27 protein-coding genes are annotated in these 26,953 nt (G+C 44.0%); 25 read left to right on the plus strand and 2 right to left on the minus strand.

The genetic code is table 11. The features are described 5' to 3' along the window. Window positions 1-60 precede the first annotated feature (60 nt). The 3 genes from GPK58_RS13085 to GPK58_RS07610 all read left to right on the plus strand — a co-directional run bounded on the left by GPK58_RS13085 (window position 61) and on the right by GPK58_RS07610 (window position 5,983). The gene (locus GPK58_RS13085) at window positions 61-3,075 is read left to right on the plus strand and encodes a hypothetical protein (RefSeq protein ID WP_235812322.1); all 3,015 of its coding nucleotides are present in this window, start codon (window positions 61-63) and stop codon (window positions 3,073-3,075) included. A gap of 240 nt (window positions 3,076-3,315) precedes the next feature. Next, window positions 3,316-5,370 carry a molecular chaperone HtpG gene (gene htpG / locus GPK58_RS07605; protein WP_059085170.1) on the plus strand — a complete coding sequence of 685 codons (2,055 nt, stop codon included), beginning with the start codon at window positions 3,316-3,318 and terminating at the stop codon, window positions 5,368-5,370. A 280-nt stretch (window positions 5,371-5,650) separates the two neighbouring features. Beyond that, window positions 5,651-5,983 carry a sporulation initiation factor Spo0A C-terminal domain-containing protein gene (locus tag GPK58_RS07610; RefSeq protein WP_022426218.1) on the plus strand — a complete coding sequence of 111 codons (333 nt, stop codon included), beginning with the start codon at window positions 5,651-5,653 and terminating at the stop codon, window positions 5,981-5,983. Here GPK58_RS07610 and GPK58_RS07615 read toward each other — a convergent pair whose 3' ends face one another. Then, a complete protein-coding gene (locus GPK58_RS07615; RefSeq protein ID WP_022426217.1) occupies window positions 5,984-6,487 on the minus strand; it encodes a DUF5721 family protein in 504 nt (167 codons plus the stop codon). It lies immediately after the preceding gene. Window positions 6,488-6,646: 159 nt separating this feature from the next. Here GPK58_RS07615 and GPK58_RS07620 point away from each other — a divergent pair, with 159 nt between their 5' ends. Both GPK58_RS07620 and GPK58_RS07625 read left to right on the plus strand, forming a co-directional pair. Then, entirely contained in the window at window positions 6,647-7,486 is an 840-nt protein-coding gene (locus GPK58_RS07620) for a DegV family protein (RefSeq protein WP_059085169.1), read from the plus strand. Between the two features lie 117 nt (window positions 7,487-7,603). After that, window positions 7,604-7,858: a hypothetical protein gene (locus tag GPK58_RS07625; RefSeq protein WP_015525893.1), complete on the plus strand. Its 255-nt coding sequence runs from the start codon at window positions 7,604-7,606 to the stop codon at window positions 7,856-7,858. Between the two features lie 144 nt (window positions 7,859-8,002). Here GPK58_RS07625 and GPK58_RS07630 read toward each other — a convergent pair whose 3' ends face one another. Beyond that, complete coding sequence (locus tag GPK58_RS07630) at window positions 8,003-8,203, minus strand: cold-shock protein (RefSeq protein WP_015525894.1); 201 nt, start codon at window positions 8,201-8,203, stop codon at window positions 8,003-8,005. A 325-nt stretch (window positions 8,204-8,528) separates the two neighbouring features. On the opposite strand from GPK58_RS07630, the gene GPK58_RS07635 reads away from it, so the two are divergent. From GPK58_RS07635 to GPK58_RS07730, 20 genes are all read left to right on the plus strand, one after another. After that, entirely contained in the window at window positions 8,529-9,827 is a 1,299-nt protein-coding gene (locus GPK58_RS07635; RefSeq protein WP_015525895.1) for a dihydroorotase, read from the plus strand. Then, window positions 9,824-10,750, plus strand: coding sequence for an orotidine-5'-phosphate decarboxylase (pyrF, locus tag GPK58_RS07640; RefSeq protein ID WP_118516102.1), 927 nt, complete (start codon window positions 9,824-9,826; stop codon window positions 10,748-10,750). Before GPK58_RS07635 ends, pyrF begins: the two co-directional genes overlap by 4 nt. Window positions 10,751-10,765: 15 nt before the next feature. Further along, entirely contained in the window at window positions 10,766-11,560 is a 795-nt protein-coding gene (locus tag GPK58_RS07645; RefSeq protein WP_021650964.1) for a dihydroorotate dehydrogenase electron transfer subunit, read from the plus strand. Next, complete coding sequence (locus GPK58_RS07650; protein ID WP_015525898.1) at window positions 11,557-12,462, plus strand: dihydroorotate dehydrogenase; 906 nt, start codon at window positions 11,557-11,559, stop codon at window positions 12,460-12,462. The genes GPK58_RS07645 and GPK58_RS07650 overlap by 4 nt, the downstream gene beginning before the upstream one ends. Window positions 12,463-12,601: 139 nt before the next feature. Further along, complete coding sequence (pyrE, locus tag GPK58_RS07655) at window positions 12,602-13,276, plus strand: orotate phosphoribosyltransferase (protein ID WP_015525899.1); 675 nt, start codon at window positions 12,602-12,604, stop codon at window positions 13,274-13,276. A gap of 70 nt (window positions 13,277-13,346) precedes the next feature. Further along, window positions 13,347-13,499 (plus strand): hypothetical protein, encoded by a 153-nt coding sequence (locus GPK58_RS07660; RefSeq protein WP_022426215.1) that lies wholly within the window; start codon window positions 13,347-13,349, stop codon window positions 13,497-13,499. A 64-nt stretch (window positions 13,500-13,563) separates the two neighbouring features. Next, complete coding sequence (locus tag GPK58_RS07665) at window positions 13,564-14,037, plus strand: VanZ family protein (RefSeq protein WP_022426214.1); 474 nt, start codon at window positions 13,564-13,566, stop codon at window positions 14,035-14,037. After that, window positions 14,021-14,335 (plus strand): hypothetical protein, encoded by a 315-nt coding sequence (locus GPK58_RS07670; RefSeq protein WP_015525901.1) that lies wholly within the window; start codon window positions 14,021-14,023, stop codon window positions 14,333-14,335. The genes GPK58_RS07665 and GPK58_RS07670 overlap by 17 nt, the downstream gene beginning before the upstream one ends. Window positions 14,336-14,338: 3 nt before the next feature. Further along, complete coding sequence (locus tag GPK58_RS07675; RefSeq protein WP_118752432.1) at window positions 14,339-14,950, plus strand: HD domain-containing protein; 612 nt, start codon at window positions 14,339-14,341, stop codon at window positions 14,948-14,950. Then, complete coding sequence (locus tag GPK58_RS07680; RefSeq protein WP_442860553.1) at window positions 14,931-17,012, plus strand: aminopeptidase; 2,082 nt, start codon at window positions 14,931-14,933, stop codon at window positions 17,010-17,012. Before GPK58_RS07675 ends, GPK58_RS07680 begins: the two co-directional genes overlap by 20 nt. A gap of 123 nt (window positions 17,013-17,135) precedes the next feature. Continuing rightward, window positions 17,136-17,636 (plus strand): 5-(carboxyamino)imidazole ribonucleotide mutase, encoded by a 501-nt coding sequence (gene purE / locus GPK58_RS07685; RefSeq protein ID WP_015525905.1) that lies wholly within the window; start codon window positions 17,136-17,138, stop codon window positions 17,634-17,636. 50 nt (window positions 17,637-17,686) lie between these two features. Beyond that, window positions 17,687-18,712, plus strand: coding sequence for a phosphoribosylformylglycinamidine cyclo-ligase (gene purM, locus GPK58_RS07690; RefSeq protein WP_173740908.1), 1,026 nt, complete (start codon window positions 17,687-17,689; stop codon window positions 18,710-18,712). Next, the gene (gene purN, locus GPK58_RS07695) at window positions 18,706-19,329 is read left to right on the plus strand and encodes a phosphoribosylglycinamide formyltransferase (protein WP_173741671.1); all 624 of its coding nucleotides are present in this window, start codon (window positions 18,706-18,708) and stop codon (window positions 19,327-19,329) included. The genes purM and purN overlap by 7 nt, the downstream gene beginning before the upstream one ends. Window positions 19,330-19,361: 32 nt before the next feature. Further along, window positions 19,362-20,636, plus strand: a complete 1,275-nt coding sequence (gene purD, locus GPK58_RS07700) for a phosphoribosylamine--glycine ligase (protein WP_215638453.1) — start codon at window positions 19,362-19,364, stop codon at window positions 20,634-20,636. Window positions 20,637-20,821: 185 nt separating this feature from the next. Then, a complete protein-coding gene (locus GPK58_RS07705) occupies window positions 20,822-21,595 on the plus strand; it encodes an SseB family protein (protein WP_015525910.1) in 774 nt (257 codons plus the stop codon). A 72-nt stretch (window positions 21,596-21,667) separates the two neighbouring features. Continuing rightward, window positions 21,668-22,045 carry a GntR family transcriptional regulator gene (locus tag GPK58_RS07710; protein WP_015525911.1) on the plus strand — a complete coding sequence of 126 codons (378 nt, stop codon included), beginning with the start codon at window positions 21,668-21,670 and terminating at the stop codon, window positions 22,043-22,045. 11 nt (window positions 22,046-22,056) lie between these two features. Beyond that, a complete protein-coding gene (locus GPK58_RS07715; RefSeq protein ID WP_252195782.1) occupies window positions 22,057-24,522 on the plus strand; it encodes an ATP-dependent Clp protease ATP-binding subunit in 2,466 nt (821 codons plus the stop codon). Window positions 24,523-24,618: 96 nt separating this feature from the next. Beyond that, on the plus strand, window positions 24,619-25,032 hold the full coding sequence (locus GPK58_RS07720) for a hypothetical protein (RefSeq protein WP_015525913.1): 414 nt from the start codon (window positions 24,619-24,621) through the stop codon (window positions 25,030-25,032). Then, window positions 25,026-26,399, plus strand: coding sequence for a DNA repair protein RadA (gene radA, locus GPK58_RS07725; protein ID WP_173741673.1), 1,374 nt, complete (start codon window positions 25,026-25,028; stop codon window positions 26,397-26,399). The genes GPK58_RS07720 and radA overlap by 7 nt, the downstream gene beginning before the upstream one ends. Window positions 26,400-26,523: 124 nt before the next feature. Next, window positions 26,524-26,757, plus strand: coding sequence for a hypothetical protein (locus tag GPK58_RS07730; protein ID WP_173733054.1), 234 nt, complete (start codon window positions 26,524-26,526; stop codon window positions 26,755-26,757). Window positions 26,758-26,953 lie beyond the last annotated feature (196 nt).

Consider the following 26,953-nt stretch of genomic DNA (forward strand, 5'->3'; position numbering starts at 1 on the left):
AAGCCCTGCGTAGAAAGGGTAAATGTGGGGAAAATAAAATGATGTAAAGGAGGATGGGATATGAAAAAAAGCAGAGTGCTGGCAGTCGTCATGGCTGTGCTTATGATGGTAACGCTGCTTCCATCGATGGTATTTGCCACTGCAGCTCCATCGGGAACTCTTGATGGAAAGCTGAAGGTCAAAGGAACACTTGCGATCGGGTCTACCTTAAGTGCAGATTACTCAAAGGTCAAGCCGGAGGGGATCACAGATGATAATGTGAGTTTTTCCTGGTCATTAAAGGACGGAGACCTTCTTACAGAGGTAGGAACTGATAAGACTTATAAAATCGATGAAAAAGATCTGGGTCTTCCGATCGTTCTGAAGATCACCGGAAAAGAAGAGACGGGAGTCAGTGGTGAGCTTACGGTGACGACCCAGGAGGTTTCCGAAACAGAGGAGGAAGCCAAAGCACTGGCAGAAAAGAAAAAGGAAGAAGCCAAAGCAGTAGGAGAAGATCCGGATGCGGAGGAAAGTGAAGCTTCGGCAGATTCGGAGTCTTCAGAGAACACGCCGGATACAGAAGCTGGAACGTCAGAGGAGCCTGATAGTGCTCAGCCTGAGGAAACCATAGAGCCGGCAGAAGAAACGGAGTCTGCGGATGTGCAGGAGAATACAGATGTACAGGAAAATACAGATGCACAGGAACCTGCAGATACCCAGGAGCCTGCTGAAAACTCTGTTATAGAAGTAAACGGAGAACAGTCAGGGCCTCAGAATACCGATGAGGCAGATACATCTGGAGATAGTCAGACAGAGACACCGGATTCCGCAGGTACAGCAGCAGACGCTTCCGAAAAAAATGAGGAACCGACATATTCGGCATCTGCATACACGGAAGATGGAAGTGGAATTCTGGATTTTGGTTCCGTGGAAGAGGGATATACGGAAATTCCGGAAGCACAGATGGTTACTATCACAAATAACGGAACCGGAGATCTCAATTTTAAAGAGATTGCCCCGGAGAATTTCATGGCTGCGGATATTAACGATGCGCCATTAAAGAGTGGTGAAAGTGTTGCTGTGTGGGTAAAACCACGAGAAGGTCTGAAGGCTGGAGAATACAAAGATCTGATCACGTATCAGACAGAAGAAGGTGCCGATGTCTTCTTTGAAGCGGACTTTACAGTAAAAGAACCGGAAAATAAAAAAGCCGAAGATCATGAAAATAATGAGCAGACAGATCCCGGGGAAACATCGGACCCTGCAGCGGAAAAAATATACAAGCTAACTGCGGATCCGACAGAACTGCCTTTTGATGATCTGACTGCCGGTTATGAAAAGGTAGAAACAACAAGTACAGTCACGATCAAAAACGAAGGTACAGAAGCTGTGACGTTAGTACAGCCTGAGTCGGAGTTTTTTGATATTGCGCCGGTCAGTGAAGTGGAGAGTAGCGGAAATATCCAGTTGGCGCAGGGAGGAGAGCAGACCTTTACCGTACAGCCTAAGCTTGGACTCTCTGCAAAAGATGATCCATACGTGGAAGAGCTTGTATTTGCTTCTGATGAAAGCACGGAAGCATCTGCTACAGTGACGGCTTCGGTTATGGTAAAGACAGAAACACCAAAAACAGTTACTGCAACAGTGAAACCGGAAGGTCCTCTGAAGTTTGGAACACTGGAACAGGGCTATGAGACTGCGCCGGATGCACAGCCTGTAACCGTAGAGAATACAGGTACAGAGGCTATCCGGATCCAGCTTTCTGCTCCGGAGGATTATGAGGTGGGAGAGCCTTCTGCGGAAGTGCTCAATCCCGGAGATAAGGCGGCAACCTTTACCGTACAGCCCAAGACCGGTCTTCAGGTCGGAGATCACAGCGATACGATTTCTGTGACAGATCAGAATACCGGAAACACACTGGCTGAAGTCCGGCTGGAATTTACAGTTTCGGAGCCGGAACCGGAACCGGAACCCAATCCCGGTCTTTCGGTAACAGATAGTCTGGAGTTTGGAACCAAAGAGGAAGGCTATAAGGAACTTCCTGATGCGAAGAAAGTTACAGTTACCAACACCGGAAATACAAAGATCGTTCTGAAACAGCCTTCATCAAATGCATATACAATTGGTACACTTTCCGCCACAGAGCTGGAAGCAGGAGATAATGCAACCTTTAGCGTACAGCCGGTCAGCGGACTTTCACAGGGGGAATATCTGGAAGACATTGTGATCGCCAATGATGCAAATGTGGAAGCTTATGTAAATGTCCATTTCAGCGTTACAAAGAAAAAAACAGATAACGGTAAGAAGGCGAATAACCTTACAGGCATCAAAAAGCCATCCGATATCAAAGATCTACCCAATGGAACCCAGAAAACCCAGAAAGCCCTGAAGCTTCCGGGAACAGTAAAGATCACTACAACAAAGGGAGAGCAGAAGGCATCTGTTAAATGGGATGTTAAGGGATCTTCTTATGATCCGTCTTCTGCAGAACGTCAGATATTTAATGTAAAAGGTACCGTCATTCTTCCGGAGGGGGTTAAGAATCCCAACAAGATCAGTACAGTGATCGCAGTAAGTATTACAGTAAATGGATATCAGGGCACGGAAGCCGCTGCATCGGACAATAAGATCACAGGCATTGATTCCAATGGCAAGTATGATACCAATACAAAGATCACCTTTACAGCAGCTGGTGCAGGAATGGATAATACAAACCCGCGTAAGGGAGATACCAGATATCAGCCGAAGAGCTGGAAGATCACAGAGACCCGTACCTGGGATGGAGAGCCTTATACTGCAACATTCCGTGTCAGCAAGCCGGGAAAATATACTCTGAAAGTTACCTTTGGACAGCAGAAATACGACGGCTCCAGCTGGAAGGATACCGGTACACAGTCAGAAAGTACGGTTACTTTTACGGTATCACAGGCAGCAGTTCTTACTGCGACTCCGAGTCCGGCAGTGACACAGACAAATCAGAAATCTGCAGTGCAGACGGGAGACAGTACACCGATCATGACATTTGTGATCATTTTGATCGTGGCTGTGGTATGTATTGGAGGAATCCTTGTATATCGTAGAAAGAAAAAATAAGAACAGAATGTAGAAGATAGTTTTACAGCACCTTCCGTACAAAAAATGTACGGAGGGATTTTTTTGCACATAGAGATCCGTTTTATATGCTGTTACTAGCACTCTATAACGATGAGTGCTAAATTTTTCTTGACTTTTGTAAAAAGTCGTATTAGTATATATTTATTGAAAAAAACAACAGGTTTCCGGCTCTGTCGGAACATCAGAAATAAAAATAAAAACAAAAGGAGAGTGACATATATGTCAGCAAAACATGGAAGTTTATCAATCAACAGTGAAAATATTTTTCCGATTATCAAGAAATGGTTATATTCCGACCATGATATTTTTGTAAGAGAGATGATCTCCAACGGATGCGATGCGATCACCAAACTGAGAAAGCTGGAAGTTATGGGAGATTATACATTCCCGGAAGGTTACAAACCGGCTGTAAATGTTATCGTTGATCCGGATCAGAAAACTTTGAAGTTTATCGATAACGGTATTGGTATGACAGCAGATGAAGTAGAGGAATATATCACACAGATCGCTTTTTCCGGTGCCACAGAGTTTCTTGAGAAATATAAGGATAAAACAACGGATGATCAGATGATCGGTCATTTCGGACTTGGATTTTATTCTGCATTTATGGTTGCAGATGAAGTTCATATTGATACTCTCTCTTACAAGGAGGGTTCCACACCGGTACATTGGACCTGTGACGGTGGTACGGAGTATGAGATGGCAGACGGAAACAAAACAGAACCGGGAACAGAGATCACTCTTTTCCTCAATGAGGAAAGCCTGGAGTTTGCCAATGAATATCGTATGAGAGAGGTTATCGAGAAATACTGTTCTTTCATGCCGGTAAATATCTATCTTTCCAAAGCAAATGCTGAACAGGAGTATGAAACGATCGATGAGGCAGATCTCCGTGAAGATGATGTGGTAGTTGAGCATATCCATGAGGATGCCAAGACAGAGGAAAAGGAGAATGATAAAGGCGAGAAAGAAGTTGTGGAAGTTTCTCCTGCCAAAGATAAAGTAAAGATCAATAAACGGCCGGTATCCTTAAGCGATACACAGCCGCTCTGGATGAAACACCCAAATGAGTGCACGGATGAAGAGTATAAAGAATTTTACCGTAAGGTATTTATGGATTACAAGGAACCGCTGTTCTGGATCCATCTGAACATGGACTATCCGTTCAACCTGAAGGGTATCCTGTATTTCCCGAAGATCAGGACAGAGTATGATTCCATTGAGGGAACCATCAAGCTTTATAATAATCAGGTATTTATTGCAGATAACATCAAAGAGGTGATCCCGGAATTCCTTCTTCTTCTGAAAGGCGTGATCGACTGTCCGGATCTTCCACTGAATGTTTCCCGTTCTGCACTGCAGAATGATGGTTTTGTGAAAAAGATTTCTGAATACATCACCAAGAAAGTAGCAGATAAGCTCACCGGAATGTGCAAGACAGACAGAGAGTCTTATGAGAAGTACTGGGATGATATCAGCCCGTTTATCAAATTTGGATGCATCAAGGATGCGAAATTTGGTGAGAAGATGAACGATTATATCCTCTTTAAGAATCTGGATGGCAAATATCTTACCCTGAAAGACTGCATTGAGGAAAATAAAAAAGAAGAAACAAAAGCAGCTGAAGAGGAGAAGACAGAGGAGAAAGCTTCTGAAGGATCCCAGAATGAGGAACCGGAAAAAACGGTGATCTATTATGTGACCGATGAGGTACAGCAGAGCCAGTACATTAATATGTTCCGTGAAGCGGGTAAAGATGCTGTACTGCTGAAGCATGTGATCGATTCACAGTTTATTTCCCATCTTGAACAGCAGGATCAGACGATCCAGTTCAAGAGAATTGATGCAGATCTGACAGAAGAGCTTCGTGAAGACGGAAAAGCGGATGAAGCAACAGTCAAGACACTTACTGAGGTGTTCCGTAAGAATCTTGGCAAGGATAAACTTGAAGTAAAAGTAGAGAAGCTGAAAAATGAGGGAACTGCAGCGATGATCACTCTTCCTGAGGAGAGTCGCCGTATGCAGGATATGATGAAAATGTACAATATGTACGGAATGGATCCGAATATGTTCGGTGGTCAGGAAGTACTTGTACTGAACGCAAATCATCCTCTTGTAAGATTTATAGCAGAAAATCAGGGATCAGAGTATGTTCCGGTGATCTGTGAACAGCTTTATGATCTTGCAATGATGAGCCATAAACAGCTTTCTCCTGAAGAAATGACAAAATTTGTAAAGAGAAGCAACGATATCCTTATGGTCCTTACAAAATAAAACGACATATAAAATGATCGAAAGGCTTTGCCCGTAATGGGGCAAAGCCTTTGCTTTTTTTATAACAATATGTGTATCTTTAACACAATTATAGGAATTTTAAATAAAATAATAGATATTAAATAAAAATAACCTGTAAAATATGACTAAAAATTTAAATTAGTATCTAATATGTATAAAATAAATTTTCAGAAGAAAGCGAAAAATATAGATAACTGTCGTATTATACATAAGGGAGTGCTTTTAAAAAGAGAAAAAAATGAAATGGAGGAACAAATGTATGAAAAAGGTGTATGGATTGATCAGAAGACTTGGTGCAAATTCGAAATACAAAGGATATTTTTTCGTTGCGGAAGCGGTAAAGATTTCCATGGGGTATCAGTATAAACCATTGCGGATCACAAAGGACATTTATCCATGCCTGGCGCGGAAGTACAGATCAACACCTACCAATATTGAGCATGATATCAGAACAATGGTAAATGTGTGTTGGGAAGGAAATAAAAAACTGCTGGATGAGATTGCAGGATATCCTCTGGAATACAAGCCTACCAACAGTGAATTTATTGATATGCTTGCGTATTACCTGAGGGAAATAGAAGAAGAGAATTGACTATAGCCTTTCAAAAAGAATCTGATTCCTGGACAGAAAGCTCAGGATCATATCATCCCAGAGCTGCTCTGGGCGTTTATCCATAGAGAATGTTTTAAGAGAGGTTCCGGTAGTACAAAGAAGGCTGTTATTTTTAAATTGAAGATTTAAGAATAGTCCGTCTATCTGTTCGGAGGAAATTCCGAAATCTGTATTTCTCATTGCGGCTTCAACTCCACTCCGACTTAAATGCAGCACGATCCTGAAGCTTAAGGGCGTACGCTTACCGCGGATCACAGACCAGCAGAAAGGTCTGATGTCCTTCCAGAGAGAATGTGTCCGGCCGTGCTCTGTGAGTCTGTTCATGCTGTCTGTATCAAAAAAATCTTTCTGAAGCCTGCCATCAATGGTAAAAGTATTAAAAGTAGTCACAGTCGCTTCGGACAGACAGAATTTGTCAAATACTTCTCCTATAAAAAGTTTGTTTGTGAAATCCCGGATATCTGTGATCTTTAATGCAAGCATGCCGCACTTCCTTTCTTTTATGTGATCGCGTGTAGACATTATATCTCAGATAAAGAAAAAAGGACAGACTTTTTAAAAAACTCTTTTCAAATATCTGTTTATGTGATACGATAGATGTGGTATTGAATACTACATATAATGGAAAAGAGGACGATATAATTGAGCTATAAGATTGCGATAGATAGCTGTGGGGAGCTTTTAGATGAATGGAAAAATGACGGCAGGATTGAATCCATACCACTGACGCTGACGGTGGGCGGTGAGAATATTATAGATGATGAGAATTTCAATCAGAAAGATTTTTTAAAGAAGGTTGCGGCCTGCCCGGAATGCCCCAAGTCTGCATGCCCTTCTCCGGAACGCTATATGAAGGCATATGAGTGTGATGCGGAACACATTTATGCGGTGACGCTATCGGCAGAATTGAGTGGTTCCTATAACAGTGCGATTCTTGGAAAAAACCTGTTCCTGGAAGAGCAGCCGGAGAAAAAGGTTCATGTATTTAATTCCAAATCTGCATCCGGTGGTCAGAGTCTGATTGCCATGAAGATCGTGGAGTGTGAAGAAAAGGGACTTTCTTTTGAAGAAGTAGTAAGTGAAGTAGAGAAATATATTGAAGAGATGAACACATTTTTTGTGTTGGAGAATCTGGAAACTCTGCGCAAGAACGGACGTTTGGGCAGAGTGAAAGCTCTGGTGGCCAGTGCACTGAAGATCAAGCCGGTTATGGGAGCTACTCCGGAAGGAACGATCTGTCAGCTGGATCAGGCCAGAGGCATGAATAAAGCAATCGTAAAAATGGTGGATCACATTGGAGAGAAGGGGATCAACATCCCGGAAAAGACAGTTGCCATCACTCATTGCAACTGTCCGGAAAGAGCGAAGATGCTGGAGGAGGCTATCCGTGAGAAACTGCACCCAGCAAAGATCGTAGTTATGGATACTGCCGGTGTCAGCAGTATGTATGCCAACGATGGTGGCGTTATCGTAGCAGTCTGATCAGAGAAAATCTCCAGTTCAGAAAATTATCACATTTCTTCAGGGAGTTGCCGCTTTTCTTTTGAAAACAAGTGTGCTATAATGTACGAAGTACTGAAGCGGCAAAGGAGAAAGACAATGAGCCAGAAGAAAGTTGACAAATATAAAAACAACAAATACTCGCGAAACAGTGCCCTGAAGAAGGAACGCGCAGAATTTGTACTTGAGATGGCGGCATGGATCCTCATCGCGGTTCTGCTTGTAGGCTGGATCGGATATTCCGCATATGCCAAGATCCAGGCGAAGGAAGCCAGTGTGAAGGTGGATACTGTGATGGATACTTCTGCATTGACAGATTATATTTCCGGATTATCTTCAGACAGTGCGGAATAGAAAACACATATGAAATGATGGGTTCCCGGGATGTGTTGAAGCATCCCGGGGATTTTTATATACAGGATAAATACAATGCAATAAAAAACGGGTCTGCCATAAAGCAGCCCCGTTTTGACTTATACGTTTTTTATGGTTATAGAATTATAACTTTGTAACGTTAGCAGCCTGCATTCCGCGAGCGCCCTCTGTTAAGTCGTAGGATACAGCCTGTCCTTCTTCAAGAGATTTGAAGCCTTCACCGTTGATAGCGGAGAAGTGTACGAATACATCCTGTCCGTCCTCACCTGTGATAAAACCATAACCTTTTTCTGCGTTGAACCATTTTACAGTTCCCTTGTTCATTTTGTGTTACCTCCATAAAAATAAAAAAAATTAAAATAGCCTTCTGATGATAATAAAAAATCACCAGATTTTACAGACTATATTCATGTAAATATAATCTCTAAAAACTAGTGATTTTACATTAAATATTTTGCCATGCTCTGATTATATAACCCGTGTTTTGAAATGTCAAGGAGAAAATTCCAACAATTCCGGGGTGTAAAAAGGGGCGAAATTGCTTTGTAAAAAAAATCTTTATAAATAGAGAGATTTCGTGTATGATATAGGAGAATACAAGCGGATTGAAGGATCGGCTTTGAAAATACAGGATGAGAGGAGAACAGAAATGGGGATTCTGATTCGAGGAGGCCGGATCGTCGATGCGGCTACAGATACGGATAAAACAGGCGATATTTATCTGGAAGACGGAATCATTGCGGAAATAGGCCAGAAGCTGAAAAAGAAAGACGGCGACCGTGTGATCGATGCGAAAGGAAAGCTGGTCATGCCGGGAATTATCGACCTTCATGTCCATTTTCGTGATCCGGGCCAGACACATAAGGAAGATATCAAGAGTGGTGCTGCTGCGGCAGCACGTGGTGGTGTGACAACTGTAGTTGCTATGCCAAATACAACTCCCACTATTGATAATCCGGACCGGGTAAACTATGTACATAACAAGGCGGCACAGGTTTCCGGTATTCATGTACTTCAGGCAGGTGCAGCCACCATGGGAGAAAAGGGTACTGAACTTGCAGATATTGCCGGAATGGTGAAAGCGGGGATCCCGGCAGTGTCCGAGGATGGTAAATCTGTGATGAATACAGCACTTTGTAAAGAAGCAATGAGGATCGCAGCAGAATGTGGCGTGCCGTTTTTTGACCATTGTGAAGATATCGATCTGCGTGGAGATGGATGCATGAATGAGGATGAGAACGCCAAAAGACTGGGGCTTCCCGGAATCTGCAATGCAGTAGAAGATACCATTACAGCCAGAGATATCATTCTGGCGCTGGAGACAGGAGTCCATCTTCATCTCTGCCACTGTTCCACTTATGGGGATGCTCAGATGATGAAGATCGTAAAAGAGAAAGGATACGACAATATCACAGCTGAAGTATGCCCGCACCATTTTATCCTTTCATCCGATGATATTAAAACAGATGACCCGAATTACAAGATGAATCCGCCACTCCGTACACCGAAGGATGTGGAAGCGCTGAAACAGGGCCTGAAGGACGGTACCATCGAGGTGATCAGCACGGACCATGCACCGCACAGTGCACAGGAAAAAACAGGTTCTATGAAGAATGCACCATTTGGGATCGTAGGTCTGGAAACAAGCCTTCCGCTCACCTATACAGAGCTGGTGGAAAAAGATGTGATCACACTGAAACAGATGGTTGAGAAGATGTGCCTGAATCCGGCGAAAATCCTCGGGCTTGACAGAGGAACTCTCCAGAAAGGCCATCCGGCAGATGTGATCATCGTGGATACGGAGCAGGAGTATGCTATCGATAAAAATAAATTTGTTTCCAAAGGACATAACACACCGTTTGATGGCTGGAAAGTAAAGGGAAAAGTGCTTTATACCATCTGTGACGGAAAAATTGTATTTAATAACCAGGAGGAGAAAGAATCATGATTAACAAACTGATCAGCAATATCCGCAAAACAAATGCACCAATCGTTGTAGGACTGGATCCTATGCTGAATTATATTCCGGAGCATATCCAGAAGAAGGCTTTTGCAGAGTTCGGGGAGACTCTGGAAGGCGCTGCAGAAGCAATCTGGCAGTATAACAAAGGAATCGTGGATGCAACCTGTGATCTGATCCCGGCAGTGAAACCACAGATCGCCATGTATGAGCAGTTTGGTATCCCGGGACTGATCGCATACAAGAAAACGGTTGAGTATTGTAAATCCAAAGATCTGGTTGTGATCGGTGATATCAAAAGAGGTGATATCGGTTCCACATCTGCAGCATATGCAGTTGGTCATCTGGGACAGGTTCAGGTAGGCTCAAAAAAATATGCAGGTTTTGATGAGGATTTTGCAACAGTCAATCCATACCTTGGTTCTGATGGTGTGAAACCCTTTATGGATGTATGCAAGGAAGAGAAAAAGGGTATCTTTGTTCTGGTCAAAACTTCTAATCCATCAAGTGGTGAGTTCCAGGATCGTGTCATCGACGGTCGCCCGCTCTATGAGCTGGTAGGTGAGAAGGTTGCACAGTGGGGCGATGAGCTTATGGGTGATGGATATAGTTATGTTGGTGCTGTTGTAGGTGCGACCTATCCGGAAATGGGAAAGGTATTAAGAAAGATCATGCCGAAGACATTTATCCTTGTTCCCGGATATGGTGCTCAGGGTGGAAAGGGCGCAGATCTTGTCCATTTCTTTAATGAGGACGGACTTGGTGCTATCGTAAACTCTTCCAGAGGAATCATCGCTGCATATAAGCAGGAGAAATATAAAGAGTTTGGCGCTGAAAATTACGCAGATGCTTCCAGAGCGGCAGTAAAAGATATGATCGCGGATATCAGCGGTGCGCTGGAGAACAGATAATACAGGAGGCATTTTATGAGTACATCAGAAAGTAAAAAAACAAAAAAGCCCTGTAAGATACTCAGCCAGGAATGTATTGGTACAGATATTTACAGTATGTGGCTGGATGCAGGTGAGATTGGAAAAAATGCAGTGCCGGGACAGTTTGTATCACTTTACAGCCGCAATGGCGGTAAGCTTCTGCCAAGACCCATCAGTCTCTGTGAGATCGATAAAGCAGAAGGAAAACTGAGACTGGTATATCGCGTTACAGGAAAAGGAACCGGTACGGAGGAATTTTCCAGACTTCATGCAGGGGTCCCCATTGAGACTATGGGACCTCTGGGAAATGGTTTTCCGCTGGATGCAGTAAAAGGCAAAAAAGTGTTTCTCATGGGTGGAGGAATCGGAATCCCGCCAATGTTGGAAACTGCTAAACAGCTGGACGCAGAAAAGATCATGGTTCTCGGATACAGAGATGAGCTGTTTTTAAATAAGGAATTTGAAGCTTATGGAGATGTCTATGTGGCAACAGAAGACGGCTCTGCAGGAACAAAGGGAAATGTTATGGATGCCATCCGTGAGAACGATCTTGAGGCAGATGCGATCTTTGCCTGCGGACCTGCCCCGATGCTCCGTGCCATCAAGGCATATGCCCTTGAAAAAGGAATTCCGTGCTGGATCTCCATGGAAGAGCGTATGGCCTGTGGCGTAGGCGCGTGTCTTGCCTGTGTGTGCAAATCCAAAGATGTGGATTCTCATTCTCATGTCCATAACAAGAGAGTATGTAAAGACGGACCTGTATTCCTGAGCACGGAGGTAGAGCTATGAGCAGAATGAATGTAAATCTTGCCGGCGTAGAACTTAAGAATCCGGTGATGACAGCGTCCGGAACATTTGGTTCCGGAGCGGAATACAGTGAATTTGTGGATCTGAACAGACTTGGCGCAGTTGTGACAAAAGGTGTGGCAAATGTACCGTGGCCGGGAAATCCTACACCGAGAGTGACAGAGACAGCATCCGGAATGCTCAATGCCATTGGTCTTCAGAATCCGGGAATTGATGTTTTCTGTGAAAGAGATATTCCGTTCCTTAAAAAATATGATACAAAGATCATCGTCAATGTCTGTGGAAAATCTGCAAAGGATTACTGTGAGGTTGTAGAACGCCTTGGAAACGAGCCTGTGGATATGCTGGAGATCAATGTTTCCTGTCCGAATGTCAAGGAAGGCGGAATTGCCTTCGGTCAGAATCCGAAAGCTCTTGAAGAGATCACAAAAGAAGTAAAGAAATATGCAAAACAGCCGGTGATCATGAAGCTGAGCCCAAATGTAACCGATATTACCGAGATGGCGAAAGCAGCAGAAGCTGGCGGCGCAGATGTTCTTTCTCTTATCAATACCCTGACAGGAATGAAGATCGATATCAACAGACGTACATTTGCACTGGCAAATAAAACCGGTGGAATGTCCGGTCCTGCAGTAAAACCGGTAGCTGTCCGTATGGTATATCAGGTGGCAAATGCAGTATCCCTTCCTATCATCGGTATGGGAGGAATCGCAACTGCTGAGGATGCCCTGGAATTTATTATGGCAGGTGCTACTGCAGTGTCTGTGGGAACTGCAAACTTTTTTAACCCTTATGCTACTGTGGAGATCGCAGATGGTATTCAGGCATTTCTTGAAAAACAGAAAGTGGAAGACATCAATGAGCTGATCGGAGTAGTGAAATAACGGAGGATTGCCGTATTTGCAATTCTGTTGTTCATATGTTAGAATTAACAGGATAAATAAAGGGATTTTACACTGGGATTGCAGCAGAGTGTGGATCCTGGGTTTGTCGTATATATGAAAAACATGGAGGATTAGATAAATGGAACAGTATAAGCAGGAATTTATTGAATTTATGATTGACTGTAATGTCCTGAAATTTGGAGATTTTACTACGAAATCAGGAAGAAAGACACCATTTTTTGTAAATACAGGATTTTACCGTACCGGTGCGCAGCTTCGCAAGCTGGGACAGTATTATGCAAAAGCGATAGAAAGCAAATTCGGACTGGATTTTGATGTGCTGTTTGGACCGGCATACAAAGGAATTCCGCTTTCTGTAGCAGCAACTATGGAGATCAGTGAAATGTACGGAAAGGATATCCGTTACTGTTCCAACCGTAAGGAAGTGAAAGACCACGGAGATAAAGGAATTCTTCTTGGCAGCCCGATCCAGGATGGGGATAAGGTAGTGATCATTGAGGATGTTACGACTGCAGGAACATCCATTAAAGAAACACTTCCGATCATCAAAGCGCAGGGAGATGTAAATCCGATAGGTCTTGTGGTTTCTGTTGACCGTATGGAACGTGGCCAGGGAACAAAGAGTGCGCTCAAAGAGATCGAGGAAACCTACGGCCTTCAGACTACAGCTATTGTAACTATGGCGGAGGTTGTTGAGCATCTCTACAACAAAGAATACAAAGGCCGTGTTGTGATCGATGATAAGCTGAAAGCTGCCATTGATGCATATTATGACCAGTACGGCGCAGAATAATATTGTTATAAAAGGTCATAAAAGAGCGGCGGATTCCGAAGGTCCGCTTTTACTGGGAGGACGCAGCCTTATGAATGAAAAAATTTATAAAACTATGGCGAGCAGCGGGGCGGGAAGCCTTGCACTCGGTATTGTCGTTCTGGTGACGGGACTTGTCACAGGAATTCTGATGATCGTGAACGGTGCGAGACTGCTCAGAAGAAAATCAGAGATATTAATCTAATATGATCTGAAAAGCCGCACGTTGTTCCGTGTGGCTTTTCGGACTATTTAAGCAGGGGAGAATATTGGAAAAAGGGACAAAACGCAGAGTAAAAAAACTCGGGACAGCTTTTTTTGTATTGTATGTTCTTGTTCTTGTGTATCTTCTGTTCTTTTCGGAAGGATACGGAAGAGTGGCGGATGCAGAAAGAGAATACCGTTACAATCTTGTTCCGTTTGTGGAGATCAGGCGTTTCTGGACTTATCGAAAAATAGTGGGTACATTTGCGCTTTTCACAAATGTTTTTGGAAATGTGCTGGGATTTGTGCCATACGGATTTATTCTTCCGGTAATAACCGGAAAAATGCGAAATGGCTTTTTTATCATATTATCCGGCTTTTTTATCAGTCTGACGATAGAAGTGATCCAGCTGCTTACAAAAGTTGGCTGCTTTGATGTGGATGATATGATATTGAATACTCTGGGCGCAGCGCTTGGATATGGGATTTATGCAGTCTGCGACAGGATTAGGAGAAAAATTAATGGCAAGAAGATATAGATATGCATTTGCAAAAAAAAGAGAAGCTTCCAAGGGAAAATGGTCTGTAGGACTTGCGGCGGCTTCCCTCGTGCTGTTTATCGCGGCAGTTGTGCTTGCACTCTTTTTTGATGGAAAGCTCGGGGGCCTGATCGGCGGAACCGGGCTTTTTGCCATGCTACTTTCTGCATATGGCTTTACACTGGGGCTTTCCAGCTTTTCGGAAGAAAACCGGAAACACAGGACGAGCATGGTCGGGTCTATTTTGAATGGAGTGATCCTGGTTATCTGGCTGGGACTTTTTTTATCGGGGGTATAACAGATGGATAAAAAAGAACGCTTAAAAAAACAGCTGGACTTTATTATGGAAATAGATAAAGTCAAGAATATTTTTCGTCAGACATATCTTGCAGACGGAAAGCGGAAAGAGAATGATGCGGAGCATTCCTGGCATCTGGCGTTGATGGCAGTGCTTTTAAAGGAATATTCCAATGAGGAAGTGGATCTTTCGAAGGTGATTCCTATGGTACTGGCGCATGATCTGGTAGAGATCGATGCAGGTGATACCTATGCATATGATGAAAAAGGAGCGACAACCAAGGAATACAGGGAGAAGCAGGCAGCAGAACGGATCTATGGACTATTGCCGGAAGATCAGGGACAGTGGTTAAAAGCATTATGGGAGGAGTTTGAGGCTTACGAAACCCCGGAGGCGAAATTTGCCCATGTGCTAGATAATTGTCAGCCATTGTTTCTAAATGATGCTTCCAACGGAAAAAGCTGGGAAGAGCATCAGGTGAAGAAAAGTCAGATTTATAAGAGAAACCGGAAAACAGGAGAGGGTTCTGAAGTGATCTGGGAATATATGAAAGAACTCGTTGACAAACACATTGCCCTGGGGCATGTGATCAATGATGAAAAAGATGGGAGATGAAGTCTTGGAAGAATGCATGAAAGAACGTTATGGACTTGCGAAGGAACGGATCCGTGAGATCATAACAGAAGAAACCGTAAAAAAACCGTTTGGAGATTTTTTCAGAAACAGGGCAAAGTTTCTTTCCATGGCAGCAGATGTGATGGATGAGAGCGCAGCAGAGCTTACGATGGAGGCGTTGAAAGAGAGAAATCATTGCTTTTATCAGGATATCCTCCCGGAAAATTATGAAAGCAGCTATGGAAATCCGGCGTATGCAGTACAGCAGATGGGAGAATATGGAAAAGCCTTCAGTTTTCTGTATGCAGAGATCGCAGGAACTGTAGCTTATGCTCATGAGAAAAGGCTGTGGGATATGACTGTATCCATGGAACTGTTTCTGGAAGTATATTCTGCATTTTGTGAGGAAGAACTTCCAGAGGCGGCAACAGTGGAGGGGATTCTCCGTTCCTATGTAAATGATTACTGCCAGGATATGATGGAGCAGAGGATACGGGAAGGTGTAGATCCGGAGCTTGACTTTGCAGCAGATATCATCATGAATTCGGATCTTTCGGATCTGAGATATCTGTATCGCTATGGCGAGTTTGTTTCAGAGAATGAAACAGGAGTTGCAGAGTTTCTGAACTCCCTTTCTCAGGAAGAGATCGATAAGATGGCTTCTACCTATACAGAAGGCTATCGGATCGGATTTATCACCGGACGGAAGGATATCACAAAAAAGAAAACAGTAAATATCCGATATAGTCTTGGTTTTGAACGGATGGTAAAAGCAGCAATCCTCCAGTTTGAAAAAATGGGTCTGAAGCCGGTGATCTATCGCCATGCAACGCATGTGGTAAATAAGAGAGGCGCCGTGAGAGTAGGCTATACAGGCGGCGTTGCCAATCCGCAGTACGATTACGATCATCGTCAGGACAGTGCATTGTTCCTGGATGGGGATTTTGTTCAGCGAAAACTTCGTGCTATGCAGACCTCCTATGAGAAGTACAGAGAACTGGCAGAAGTACATGGCGGTCCGGCCTGCATTGATACATTTGGAGAAAATCCTTTCTCTCCGATAAGTAAACCGGAAGCTTATGCATTAAGCGAGATACAGCAGAAGCTTCAGACAGAACTTGACAATGAATCCGGACAGATCGTAAACCGATACATCAAAGGTGATGAGAGAAGTTTTACGATCATTGCATATCCGGTTCCTGAGATTGGTGGAAATTATGAGGAAATTTTCCGTGAGATCGTAAAGATCAATACATTGGATTACCATCTCTATCAGGAAATCCAGCAGACGATCATCAATACCCTGGATACCTGTGAGTGGGTGGAAGTCAAAGGACGTGGAGACAATGAAACGGATCTTCTGATTCATCTTCATGAACTGACAGATCCGGAGAAACAGACGAATTTTGAGAACTGTGTGGCAGATGTGAACATTCCGGTGGGCGAAGTCTTTACATCTCCGCAGCTGGCAGGCACAGGCGGAATCCTTCATGTGAAAAAAGTATATCTGAACGGTCTTCAGTTCCGGGATCTGAAGCTGGTATTTGACTGCGGCCAGGTTATTGATTACACCTGCTCGAATTTTAAAACCGAAGAAGAGAACCGGAAATATATTGAAGATAATATCCTCCACCACCATCCGAAGATCCCCATGGGAGAGTTTGCCATCGGTACAAATACCACAGCTTATGTGGCGGCGCTGAAATACGGAATTGCGGATAAGCTTCCGATCCTGATCGCAGAAAAAATGGGACCGCATTTTGCTGTGGGCGATACCTGTTACAGCTGGGCAGAGGATACACCGGTATATAATCCGGATGGAAAAGAGATCATCGCCAGGGATAATGAGATTTCCGAGATGCGAAAGGATGACGTAAGCCTTGCTTATTATGGCTGTCATACAGATATTACGATACCTTATGATGAGCTTGGAAGTATCCGGGTGATCGATGATGAGGGAGAAATGATCTCCATTATCGAAAACGGAAGGTTTGTTCTTCCCGGAACAGAGGAATTTAACCGTCCTTTTGAGAATCTTCCATTAAATAATAATATAAGTTAATTAGTAAATTTACAGTTTTTTCGATCGTATTGACAGAAAGTGAGAATATACGTAGAATAACCATAACAATAGTCAAAGGACACAGGCTAATATTCAGTTAGTGTACCATGAAAGGAGAACACAATGGCAAAAGTAGGAATTGTAATGGGTAGTGATTCAGATATGCCGGTTATGAGCAAAGCAGCAGATATCCTGGAGAAACTGGGGATTGATTATGAAATGAAGATCATTTCCGCACACAGAGAACCGGATGTATTTTTCGAGTATGCAAAGACAGCAGAAGAAAAAGGCTTCAAAGTTATCATCGCAGGCGCAGGAATGGCAGCTCATCTTCCGGGAATGTGTGCGGCGATCTTTCCGATGCCGGTGATCGGTATTCCGATGCATACAACCTCTCTGGGAGGAAGAGATTCCCTTTACTCAATCGTACAGATGCCAAGCGGTATCCCGGTTGCTACAGTAGCGATCAATGGTGGCGCCAATGCGGGACTTCTTGCTGCCAAGATCCTTGCAACTTCCGACGCAGAGCTTCTTTCCAGACTGAAAGCCTACAGTCAGGATCTGAAGGAGCAGGTTGAGAAGAAAGACGCAAGGCTTCAGGAAGTTGGATATAAAAATTACTAAATAAATCTTTTACCATAAAAATAAAAAGGTGTTGTCATAAGGAGGACATTATGGATTACAAGACTTCAGGCGTAGATATTGAGGCAGGATACAAATCAGTAGAGCTGATGAAAAAGCACATTGCCAAGACAATGAGACCGGAGGTACTTGGAGGAATCGGTGGATTCTCAGGTGCATTTTCCATGGAGAAATTCAAAGATATGGAAGAGCCTACTCTGGTTTCCGGAACAGACGGATGTGGAACCAAGGTTAAGGTAGCCATGGTTATGGACAAGCATGATACCATCGGAATCGATGCTGTAGCCATGTGTGTAAATGATATTGCATGTGCAGGCGGCGAGCCATTGTTTTTCCTGGACTACATTGCCTGCGGCAAAAATTATCCGGAAAAGATCGCAGAGATCGTAAAAGGTGTTGCAGAGGGCTGTGTACAGTCTGAGGCAGCTCTGATCGGTGGTGAGACAGCAGAGCATCCTGGACTTATGCCGGAAGATGAGTATGACCTTGCCGGATTTGCAGTAGGAGTCGTTGACAAAAAAGATCTTCTTACAGGAGAGGCCCTGAAACCAGGAGATGTCCTGATCGGTATGGCTTCCACAGGAGTTCACAGCAATGGATTTTCTCTTGTACGTAAAGTATTTGACATGACAAAAGAGTCTCTGGATACTTATTATGAAGAGCTTGGAACAACTCTGGGAGAGGCACTGATCGCACCGACCAGAATCTATGTAAAAGCGCTGAAGAGCATCCGAGAGTCTGGCGTGAAGATTCATGCATGCAGCCATATCACAGGTGGTGGATTCTATGAGAATATCCCGCGTATGCTGAAAGAGGGAACCAGAGCTGTTGTCAAAAAAGACAGCTATCCGGTACTTCCGATCTTTAAGCTCCTTGCTGAAAAAGGAAATATTGATGAGCATATGATGTACAATACATATAATATGGGTCTTGGAATGATCCTGGCAGTAGATCCTGCAGATGTTGACAAAACAATGGAAGCTATCCGCAAAACCGGTGATAAGCCATATGTGGTAGGAACCATTGAAGAGGGAGAAAAGGGAGTGACCTTATGTTAAAGATCGGTGTTCTTGTTTCCGGTGGAGGAACAAATCTTCAGGCGATCCTGGATGCCATTGATGCAGGAGAGATCACAAATGCAAAAGTGGATATCGTGATCAGCAATAATGCCTCTGCTTATGCTCTGGAAAGAGCCAGAAAGCATGATATAGAGGCGGCATGCATCGCACCGAAAGACTATCCGGATCGAGAAGCTTTCCATAAAGCATTACTGGCGAAGCTTCAGGAAAAAGAGGTAGATCTGATCGTTCTTGCAGGATATCTGGTTGCGATCCCTCCGATGATGGTGGAAGCGTATCCCAACAAGATCATCAATATCCATCCATCTCTGATCCCGTCTTTCTGCGGAAAAGGTTTTTATGGACTTAAGGTCCATGATGCAGTTCTTGCAAGAGGAGTGAAAGTAACAGGCGCTACGGTTCATTTCGTAGATGCCGGAACGGATACAGGTCCGATCATCCTTCAGAAAGCAGTAAAGGTAAAAGACGGAGATACATCCAAGGAGCTTCAGAGACGTGTAATGGAAAAAGCAGAGTGGAAGATCCTTCCGGAAGCAATCAATCTTATCGCCAATGACAAGATCACAGTGACAGATGGAATTGTTTCTTTAAAGTAATCAGCAGACAGATGAAACAAAGGAGTAAACAGATGAAAGTATTAATCGTAGGAAGCGGCGGAAGAGAACATGCAATTGCATGGAGTGTTGCAAAAAGCCCGAAAGTTGACAAGATCTATTGTGCACCTGGAAATGCAGGAATCGCAGAGTATGCGGAATGTGCAGATATCGGAGCAATGGAATTTGAAAAACTGGCAGCCTTTGCCAAAGAAAAAGAGATCGATCTTACTATCGTGGGAATGGATGATCCTCTTGTGGGAGGAATCGTAGATGTATTTGAGGCAGAGGGACTGCGTGTGTTCGGACCGCGCAAAAATGCTGCTATTCTGGAAGGCTCCAAGGCTTTTTCCAAGGATCTTATGAAAAAATACGACATTCCTACAGCTGCTTATGAGAATTTTGATGATCCGGAAAAAGCTCTGGAATATTTAAGAACCGAGGCAAAATTCCCGATCGTTTTGAAGGCAGATGGCCTTGCTCTTGGAAAAGGTGTTCTGATCTGCCAGGATCTTGCAGAGGCAGAAGCTGGCGTAAAAGAGATCATGGAAGACAAAAAATTCGGAAATGCCGGAAATACCATGGTAATTGAAGAATTTATGACTGGCCGTGAGGTTTCCGTACTTTCTTTTGTAGATGGAAAGACGATCCGTACCATGACATCTGCGCAGGATCACAAGCGTGCGAAGGATGGGGATCAGGGACTGAATACAGGCGGAATGGGAACATTTTCTCCAAGTCCGTTCTATACTCTGGAAGTAGATGAATTCTGTAAGAAATATGTTTATCAGAAAACAGTAGATGCCATGGCAGCAGAGGGACGTCCGTTTAAGGGAATCATTTTCTTCGGACTGATGCTTACTGCAGATGGCCCGAAGGTTCTGGAATATAATGCAAGATTTGGGGATCCGGAGGCACAGGTTGTTCTTCCGCGTATGGAGAATGATATCATTGAAGTAATGGAAGCCTGTGTAGACGGCAAACTTGATCAGATCGATCTGAAATTTGAGGACAATGCAGCAGTTTGTGTTGTTCTTGCAAGTGATGGATATCCGGTAAAATACGAAAAAGGTATCCCGATCCATGGATTTGAGAATTTTAAGGACAAAGACGGATACTACTGTTTCCATGCGGGAACCAAATTTAAAGATGGAGAGATCGTTACAAACGGTGGGCGTGTTCTTGGCATCACTGCCAAAGGAGAGACATTAAAAGAAGCCAGAAAGAATGCATATGTTGCTACAGAGTGGATCAGCTTTGCAAATAAGTATATGCGTCACGATATCGGAAAAGCTATCGACGAGGCTTAAGTTGGTCATTTTTCACAGGCACAGCTTGACGAAAACAGGGATTTCATTGTACAATAGTAACAACTATGAAACACAGTGAGTAGTTACGAACATGAAAAGCTGGATGCTGACAGGGCACAACAGGAACCAACCATTTTCCTTGATGAGGTGTCGCATCCAAGTGATGAGGCAGAGAGGACAGAAAAATGGGAATCAGTGTAGAAGAAGCAATCCATGAGCTCAGAAACAGAGAGGAAGTATTTGTTGCATATTCACAGGCAACCAGACTTCCATATGTGACCTGTGATGAAGAAACATTTAATGACCAGGCAAGGATTTTTGCCACAGAAGAAGAGATCAAAGAATATGGTAAACAGCTCCTTGAGGATAAGATCCTTCTTATGGGCATGAAATATGAGAAAAAAGACTATCCAAGACTGTATGGTACGCTGTACGCAATCGGAGTGAACAGTGTGATCTGGATCGACGGAGAAGAGAAGATCGAGATTGAGATCGGAAAGATCGCAAATCAGAGAGATATGAGTAAGATCGAGCCGTCAAAGAGACCGCTTCTGAACCCGTCTCTTGAACTTTCCGGAATCTATTTTATGCAGGAATTGCGTCGCCCGGTAAAACAGGAAGAGCATAAGAATATCCGTGAGTTGGAAGAAGAGCTGATAGCAAACCTGCGTAAGGCAGAATTCCTGATCGCGATCAATGCAGAGCAGGAAGAAGATGGAAAGCTCCATATTCCGTATCTGAAAAATAAAGAGGATAAGATCATGCAGCCTGTGTTTACAGATGTTATGGAATTTGAGAAATTTGGAAGAGGCAAGAATCTCCGTGTTGCGAAAGTGACTATAGACAAACTTCCGAGCCTGATGATTCCGCAGGCAAACGCTTATGTGGTAAATCCAATGGGATTTAATCTGGTTCTTAACAAAGAACAGATAGAGAAGATTGCAGGGATCAGTAAATAAAAACAAAAATCACAGCAGGCTGCCAGGATGAAACTGTGCAGCCTTTTGCTGTTGTAGAGGAGAGATTACCCTATGGTGATAGAAATCGATTTTAACAGTGATGAGGCAATCTATATGCAGATCACCAATCAGATCATAATGGGGATCGCTACATCAAGGCTTCATGAAGGGGATACTCTGCCTTCTGTACGGCAGCTTGCAAGCATTGCAGGAATCAATATGCATACTGTGAATAAGGCATATGCGCTGCTTCGTCAGGAAGGCTTTGTGACTATTGACAGGCGAAAGGGAGCGGTGATCTCCATAGATGCAGATAAGGTCAGAGCACTGGAAGAAATGAAACAGAATCTGACAGTAGCAATGGCATGGGGATGCTGTAAAAATGTAACAAGAGAAGAAGTCCATCAGCTGGTGGACGAGATTTTTGACGAGTATGACACAGACAGATAGGAGGAGACATCATGCAGGAACGATATACAAAACAGGCAGAGAATGTTCTTGCTCTGGCAAAAGAGGCAGCCAGCTCCTGCGGACATAGTTATATCGGCACGGAGCATCTGCTGGTCGGGCTTGTAGAAGAAAAGGAGGGCACAGCAGGAAGAGTTCTGGAGGAGTTTGGAATCCAGGCTGATAAAGCGATGGCTCTGATCGATAAACTGATCGCACCGCCGGGAAATACGGCTGTTTCACAGAAACCGGGATTCAGTCCGAGAACCAGAAGAGTTCTTGAGGGTGCATATGCAGAAGCAGAATCCATGCGTTTTGAGGAAGTCGGGACAGAACATATTCTGCTGGCAATGTTGAAAGAAACAGACTGTGTGGGTACCAGACTGCTGTACACAATGGGTGCCAATATCCAGAAGCTTTATGCGGCAGTGCTGACAGCTATGGGAATGGACAGCGATGCCATTGCGGAAGAATTCCAGGCTGTAAAAGCTTCAAAGGGAAGAAACAGCAGTGTAACACCAACTCTGGATCAGTATAGCCGAGATCTGACGGCCATGGCAGAAGAAGGTAAGCTGGATCCTGTAGTGGGAAGGGATAAAGAGATTGCCAGACTGATCCAGATCCTGAGCAGAAGAACAAAGAACAATCCCTGCCTGACTGGAGAGCCGGGAGTAGGAAAAACGGCTATCGTAGAGGGACTTGCACAGCGGATCGTCACAGGAATGGTACCGGATACTGTGAAGGATAAGCGGGTTGTAGTTCTGGATCTTTCCGGAATGGTCGCAGGAAGTAAATATCGCGGTGAGTTTGAAGAACGTATCCGAAATGTGATCGATGAGGTAAGCGAACAGCAGGGAATATTGCTCTTTATTGATGAGATCCATACGATCATCGGAGCAGGTGGAGCGGAAGGTGCACTGGATGCTTCCAATATCCTGAAACCGTCTCTTTCCCGTGGAGAGATCCAGCTGATCGGAGCAACGACACTGGAAGAATATCGGAAATACATTGAAAAGGATGCAGCGCTTGAACGGCGTTTTCAGCCTATCATCGTGGAAGAACCTACAGAAGAGGAGGCTGTTGAAATCCTGAAGGGGCTGCGCCCATATTATGAAAAACATCATGGTGTAGAGATTCTGGATGAGGCCCTTGAGGCGGCTGTAAAAATGTCCGTTCGTTATATCAATGACCGGTTTCTTCCGGATAAAGCCATTGACATTATTGATGAGGCAGCGTCGAAAGTACAACTGGCGGGATATCGTCCGTCTCCGAAAGCAGAAGCACTGGAAAGAGAGATCCACGATATTCTGAAACAAAAAGAACAGGCAGTCATAAATGCAGATCTTGAAGGTGCAAAAGCAGCACAGGCAAAGCAGAATGAGGCGGAAGCAGAATTGGAAAAGATCCGAAGAAAGGCGGAGCGGAAAAATCGGAAAAATCCACTTACAGTTGATGAAGAGGCAGTTGCCGGTATTGTGTCTGACTGGACAAAAATACCTGTACAGCGTCTGACAGAGGGGGAATCCCGTAGGCTTGCAAATTTGGAAAAGGTTCTGAAAAAACGTGTGATCGGACAGGATGAGGCAGTTTCTGCAGTTGCCCGTGCGGTAAAAAGGGGAAGAGTAGGATTAAAGGATCCCGCAAGGCCTATAGGTTCTTTCTTATTCCTGGGACCTACCGGAGTGGGAAAAACGGAGCTTTCCAAAGCGCTGGCGGAAGCTGTATTTGGAAGTGAGCAGGCAATGATCCGTGTAGATATGTCCGAATATATGGAAAAACATAGTGTTTCTAAAATGATCGGATCGCCGCCCGGATATGTAGGCTATGAAGAAGGTGGACAGCTCAGCGAAAAAGTGCGCAGAAATCCATACAGTGTCATTCTTTTTGACGAGATTGAAAAGGCTCATCCGGATGTGTTTAATATTCTTCTGCAGGTACTTGATGATGGTCATATTACAGATGCTCAAGGCAGAAAAGTGGATTTTAAGCAGACGATCATTATCATGACTTCCAACGCAGGTGCGCAGATGATCATGGAACCGAAACATCTTGGATTTATGTCCGGAGATACGGAAAAGCGTGATTATGAACGGATGAAGTCCGGAGTGATGGAAGAAGTGCGGCGGATGTTTAAACCGGAATTTCTGAACCGGATCGATGAGATCATGGTATTCCATTCTCTGAATAAAGAAAATATCAGGAAGATTGTTACTATTCTTTTGAAAAACCTGGAAAAACGCTGTCAGGAACAGCTGGATATCATACTGAAAGTTACCGGAGCAGCTAAAGATCTTATCGCAGATGCAGGCTTTGACAGTAAATACGGTGCAAGACCGCTGCGTCGTGCGATCCAGACAAAGATTGAGGATGAGATGGCAACAGAAATCCTTGAAGGTCGGATCAAAGCCGGTGATACCGTACAGGTGAAGGTCAAAGACAAGAAAATCTGCTTTGAAGTAAAAGATGCGGAGAAAGCGTAAGAATTTTATTACTTTCTATAGCCAAAAAAACAGAAATAAGTTATAATTAACAAAATTAAAACTATACAACGAAAGATTTCAGGAGGACATAAGATCATGGCAGTGGTACAGGAATTGATCCGCACAGAAGATAATGGGACTATCAGTTTTGGAGATTATGAATTAAATCAGAAATCCAAATTGTCGGATTATCAGTATCAGGGAGATATGTATAAAGTAAAAACATATAAGGAGATCACCAAACTTGAGCGTAATGGAATGTTCGTATATGAGTCTGTTCCGGGAACCAGTGTGTTCCATCTTCAGCAGGATGGAACAGCAATGAGTTTTGAGGTTCAGGGCTTTGAGGATTCTCAGATTACTGTTGAACTTGAAGCTGAGACAGAGTATCAGGTATTTATTGATGATGTAAGTACAGGTACAATGACCACAAACCTGGGCGGCAAGCTTTCTTTCAGTGTTGAACTGGATGCGAACACCAAAGCAGAAGTTAAAATTGTAAAATGCTAAAAAATAAAAAAACGGTTTATTTCTGTCAGGAATGCGGGTATGAATCAGCCAAGTGGATGGGGCAGTGCCCGGCATGCAAGGCATGGAATACTTTTGTGGAGGAAACGGTTTCTTCCAAAAAATCTTCCTCAGGGAATATTAAAACTACACAAAAGAAAACGGAGCCTGTAGTTCTGAAAGATATCAGTCTTTCTTCAGATGAACGTCAGAGCTGCGGAATCGGTGAACTTGACAGGGTGCTGGGAGGCGGAATCGTCCCCGGCTCCCTTGTTTTGGTAGGTGGAGATCCTGGTATTGGCAAGTCTACATTGTTGTTGCAGGTGTGCAGAAATTTATCTTCACAGGGGATTTCTGTTTTGTATATTTCTGGTGAGGAGTCTCTCAGACAGATTAAGCTCCGGGCAGATCGGCTTGGAACGTTTAATGATAAACTGAAACTGCTCTGTGAGACGAATCTTGAAAATATCCGGGAGATCATTGAGCGGACGAAACCAGATGTAGCTGTTGTGGATTCTATCCAGACGATGTTTCATGAAGATATTTCGTCTGCACCGGGAAGTGTTTCTCAGGTGAGGGAATCTACCAATGTACTGATGCAGATCGCTAAGGGTATGGGAGTGTCCATTTTTATCGTGGGTCATGTGACCAAGGAGGGAAATGTGGCAGGTCCTCGTGTACTGGAACATATGGTAGATACTGTGCTTTACTTTGAGGGAGACAGGCATGCTTCTTACCGGATCCTGCGTGCGGTGAAAAATCGTTTTGGTTCTACCAATGAAATTGGTGTTTTTGAGATGCAGAATTCCGGACTTGAAGAAGTGAAGAATCCTTCCGAGTTCCTTTTGAATGGAAGACCTGAGAATGCTTCGGGGTCTGTTGTTGCATGTTCTATGGAGGGGACGAGACCGATTTTGGTGGAGATCCAGGCTCTGGTGTGTCAGAGTAATTTTGGAATTCCGAGAAGAACAGCAGTTGGTACGGATTTTAATCGTGTGAATCTTTTGATGGCGGTTCTGGAGAAGAAGGCGGGAGTTCATCTTGCTGCTTCGGATGCTTATGTGAATATTGCGGGTGGCATGAAGATGACAGAGCCGGCGATCGATCTGGGTATTTGTCTTGCTATTATTTCCAGTGCGAAGGAGATCGTGATCCCGGATTCTGTGATGGCGTTTGGTGAAATTGGTCTGAGTGGCGAGGTTCGTGCAGTGAGTATGGCCGGACAGCGTGTGCAGGAAGCGAAAAAGCTTGGATTTGAGACGGTGATACTTCCTGAGGTGAACCGGACGGCTACAGAGAGTATTAAAGGAATTAAATTGGTTTATGTGGCTGGGATCCGGGATGCGATTTCTTTTATCAGAGGGTTGTGAGTTTCCGGCAGGTTATTTTGAATAGGATCATGTGGTCAGCCGCTGTATGGTTTGTACGGCGGCTGTGTTTGGGTTAATAGATAAAAAAACATAGATGATAGTAAGGGAAAGGCTGGTGTTGGTTATGGGTATTGGTAATATTGGAAATATGATGAAGGTTATGAATGCATGGAATACATTTAAACAGAATCATCCGAAGTTTCCGGCATTTTGTAGTGCGGTTTCCCGGCGTGGGATTCGTGAGGGGAGCATTCTTGAGGTGACGTATATTAGCCCTGAGGGTGAGAAGCTGACTACGAATATTAAAGTGCAGGCCAGCGATCTTGAGTTGCTGAGAGAACTTTCTGGTGGTAATTGAGTTGAGCAGATAGCGAATGTTGATTATATATTGTATATGTCTGTTTGACGGGTGTTTTGGTTCCGGTGTCTGGCAGTGTTGGAACTGCCGGGTGCCGTTTTTTTTGTTGGGATGGAGAGGGACGCCAGAGGAAGGTGGCATCGCTCCGGGCAGGGACTCCGTCGGGGGATACTACTAGGGCTCCGTGAGACGGCTA

It is taken from the genome of Blautia sp. MCC270 (genome assembly GCF_018785605.1).
Lineage (GTDB): Bacteria > Bacillota > Clostridia > Lachnospirales > Lachnospiraceae > Blautia_A > Blautia_A fusiformis.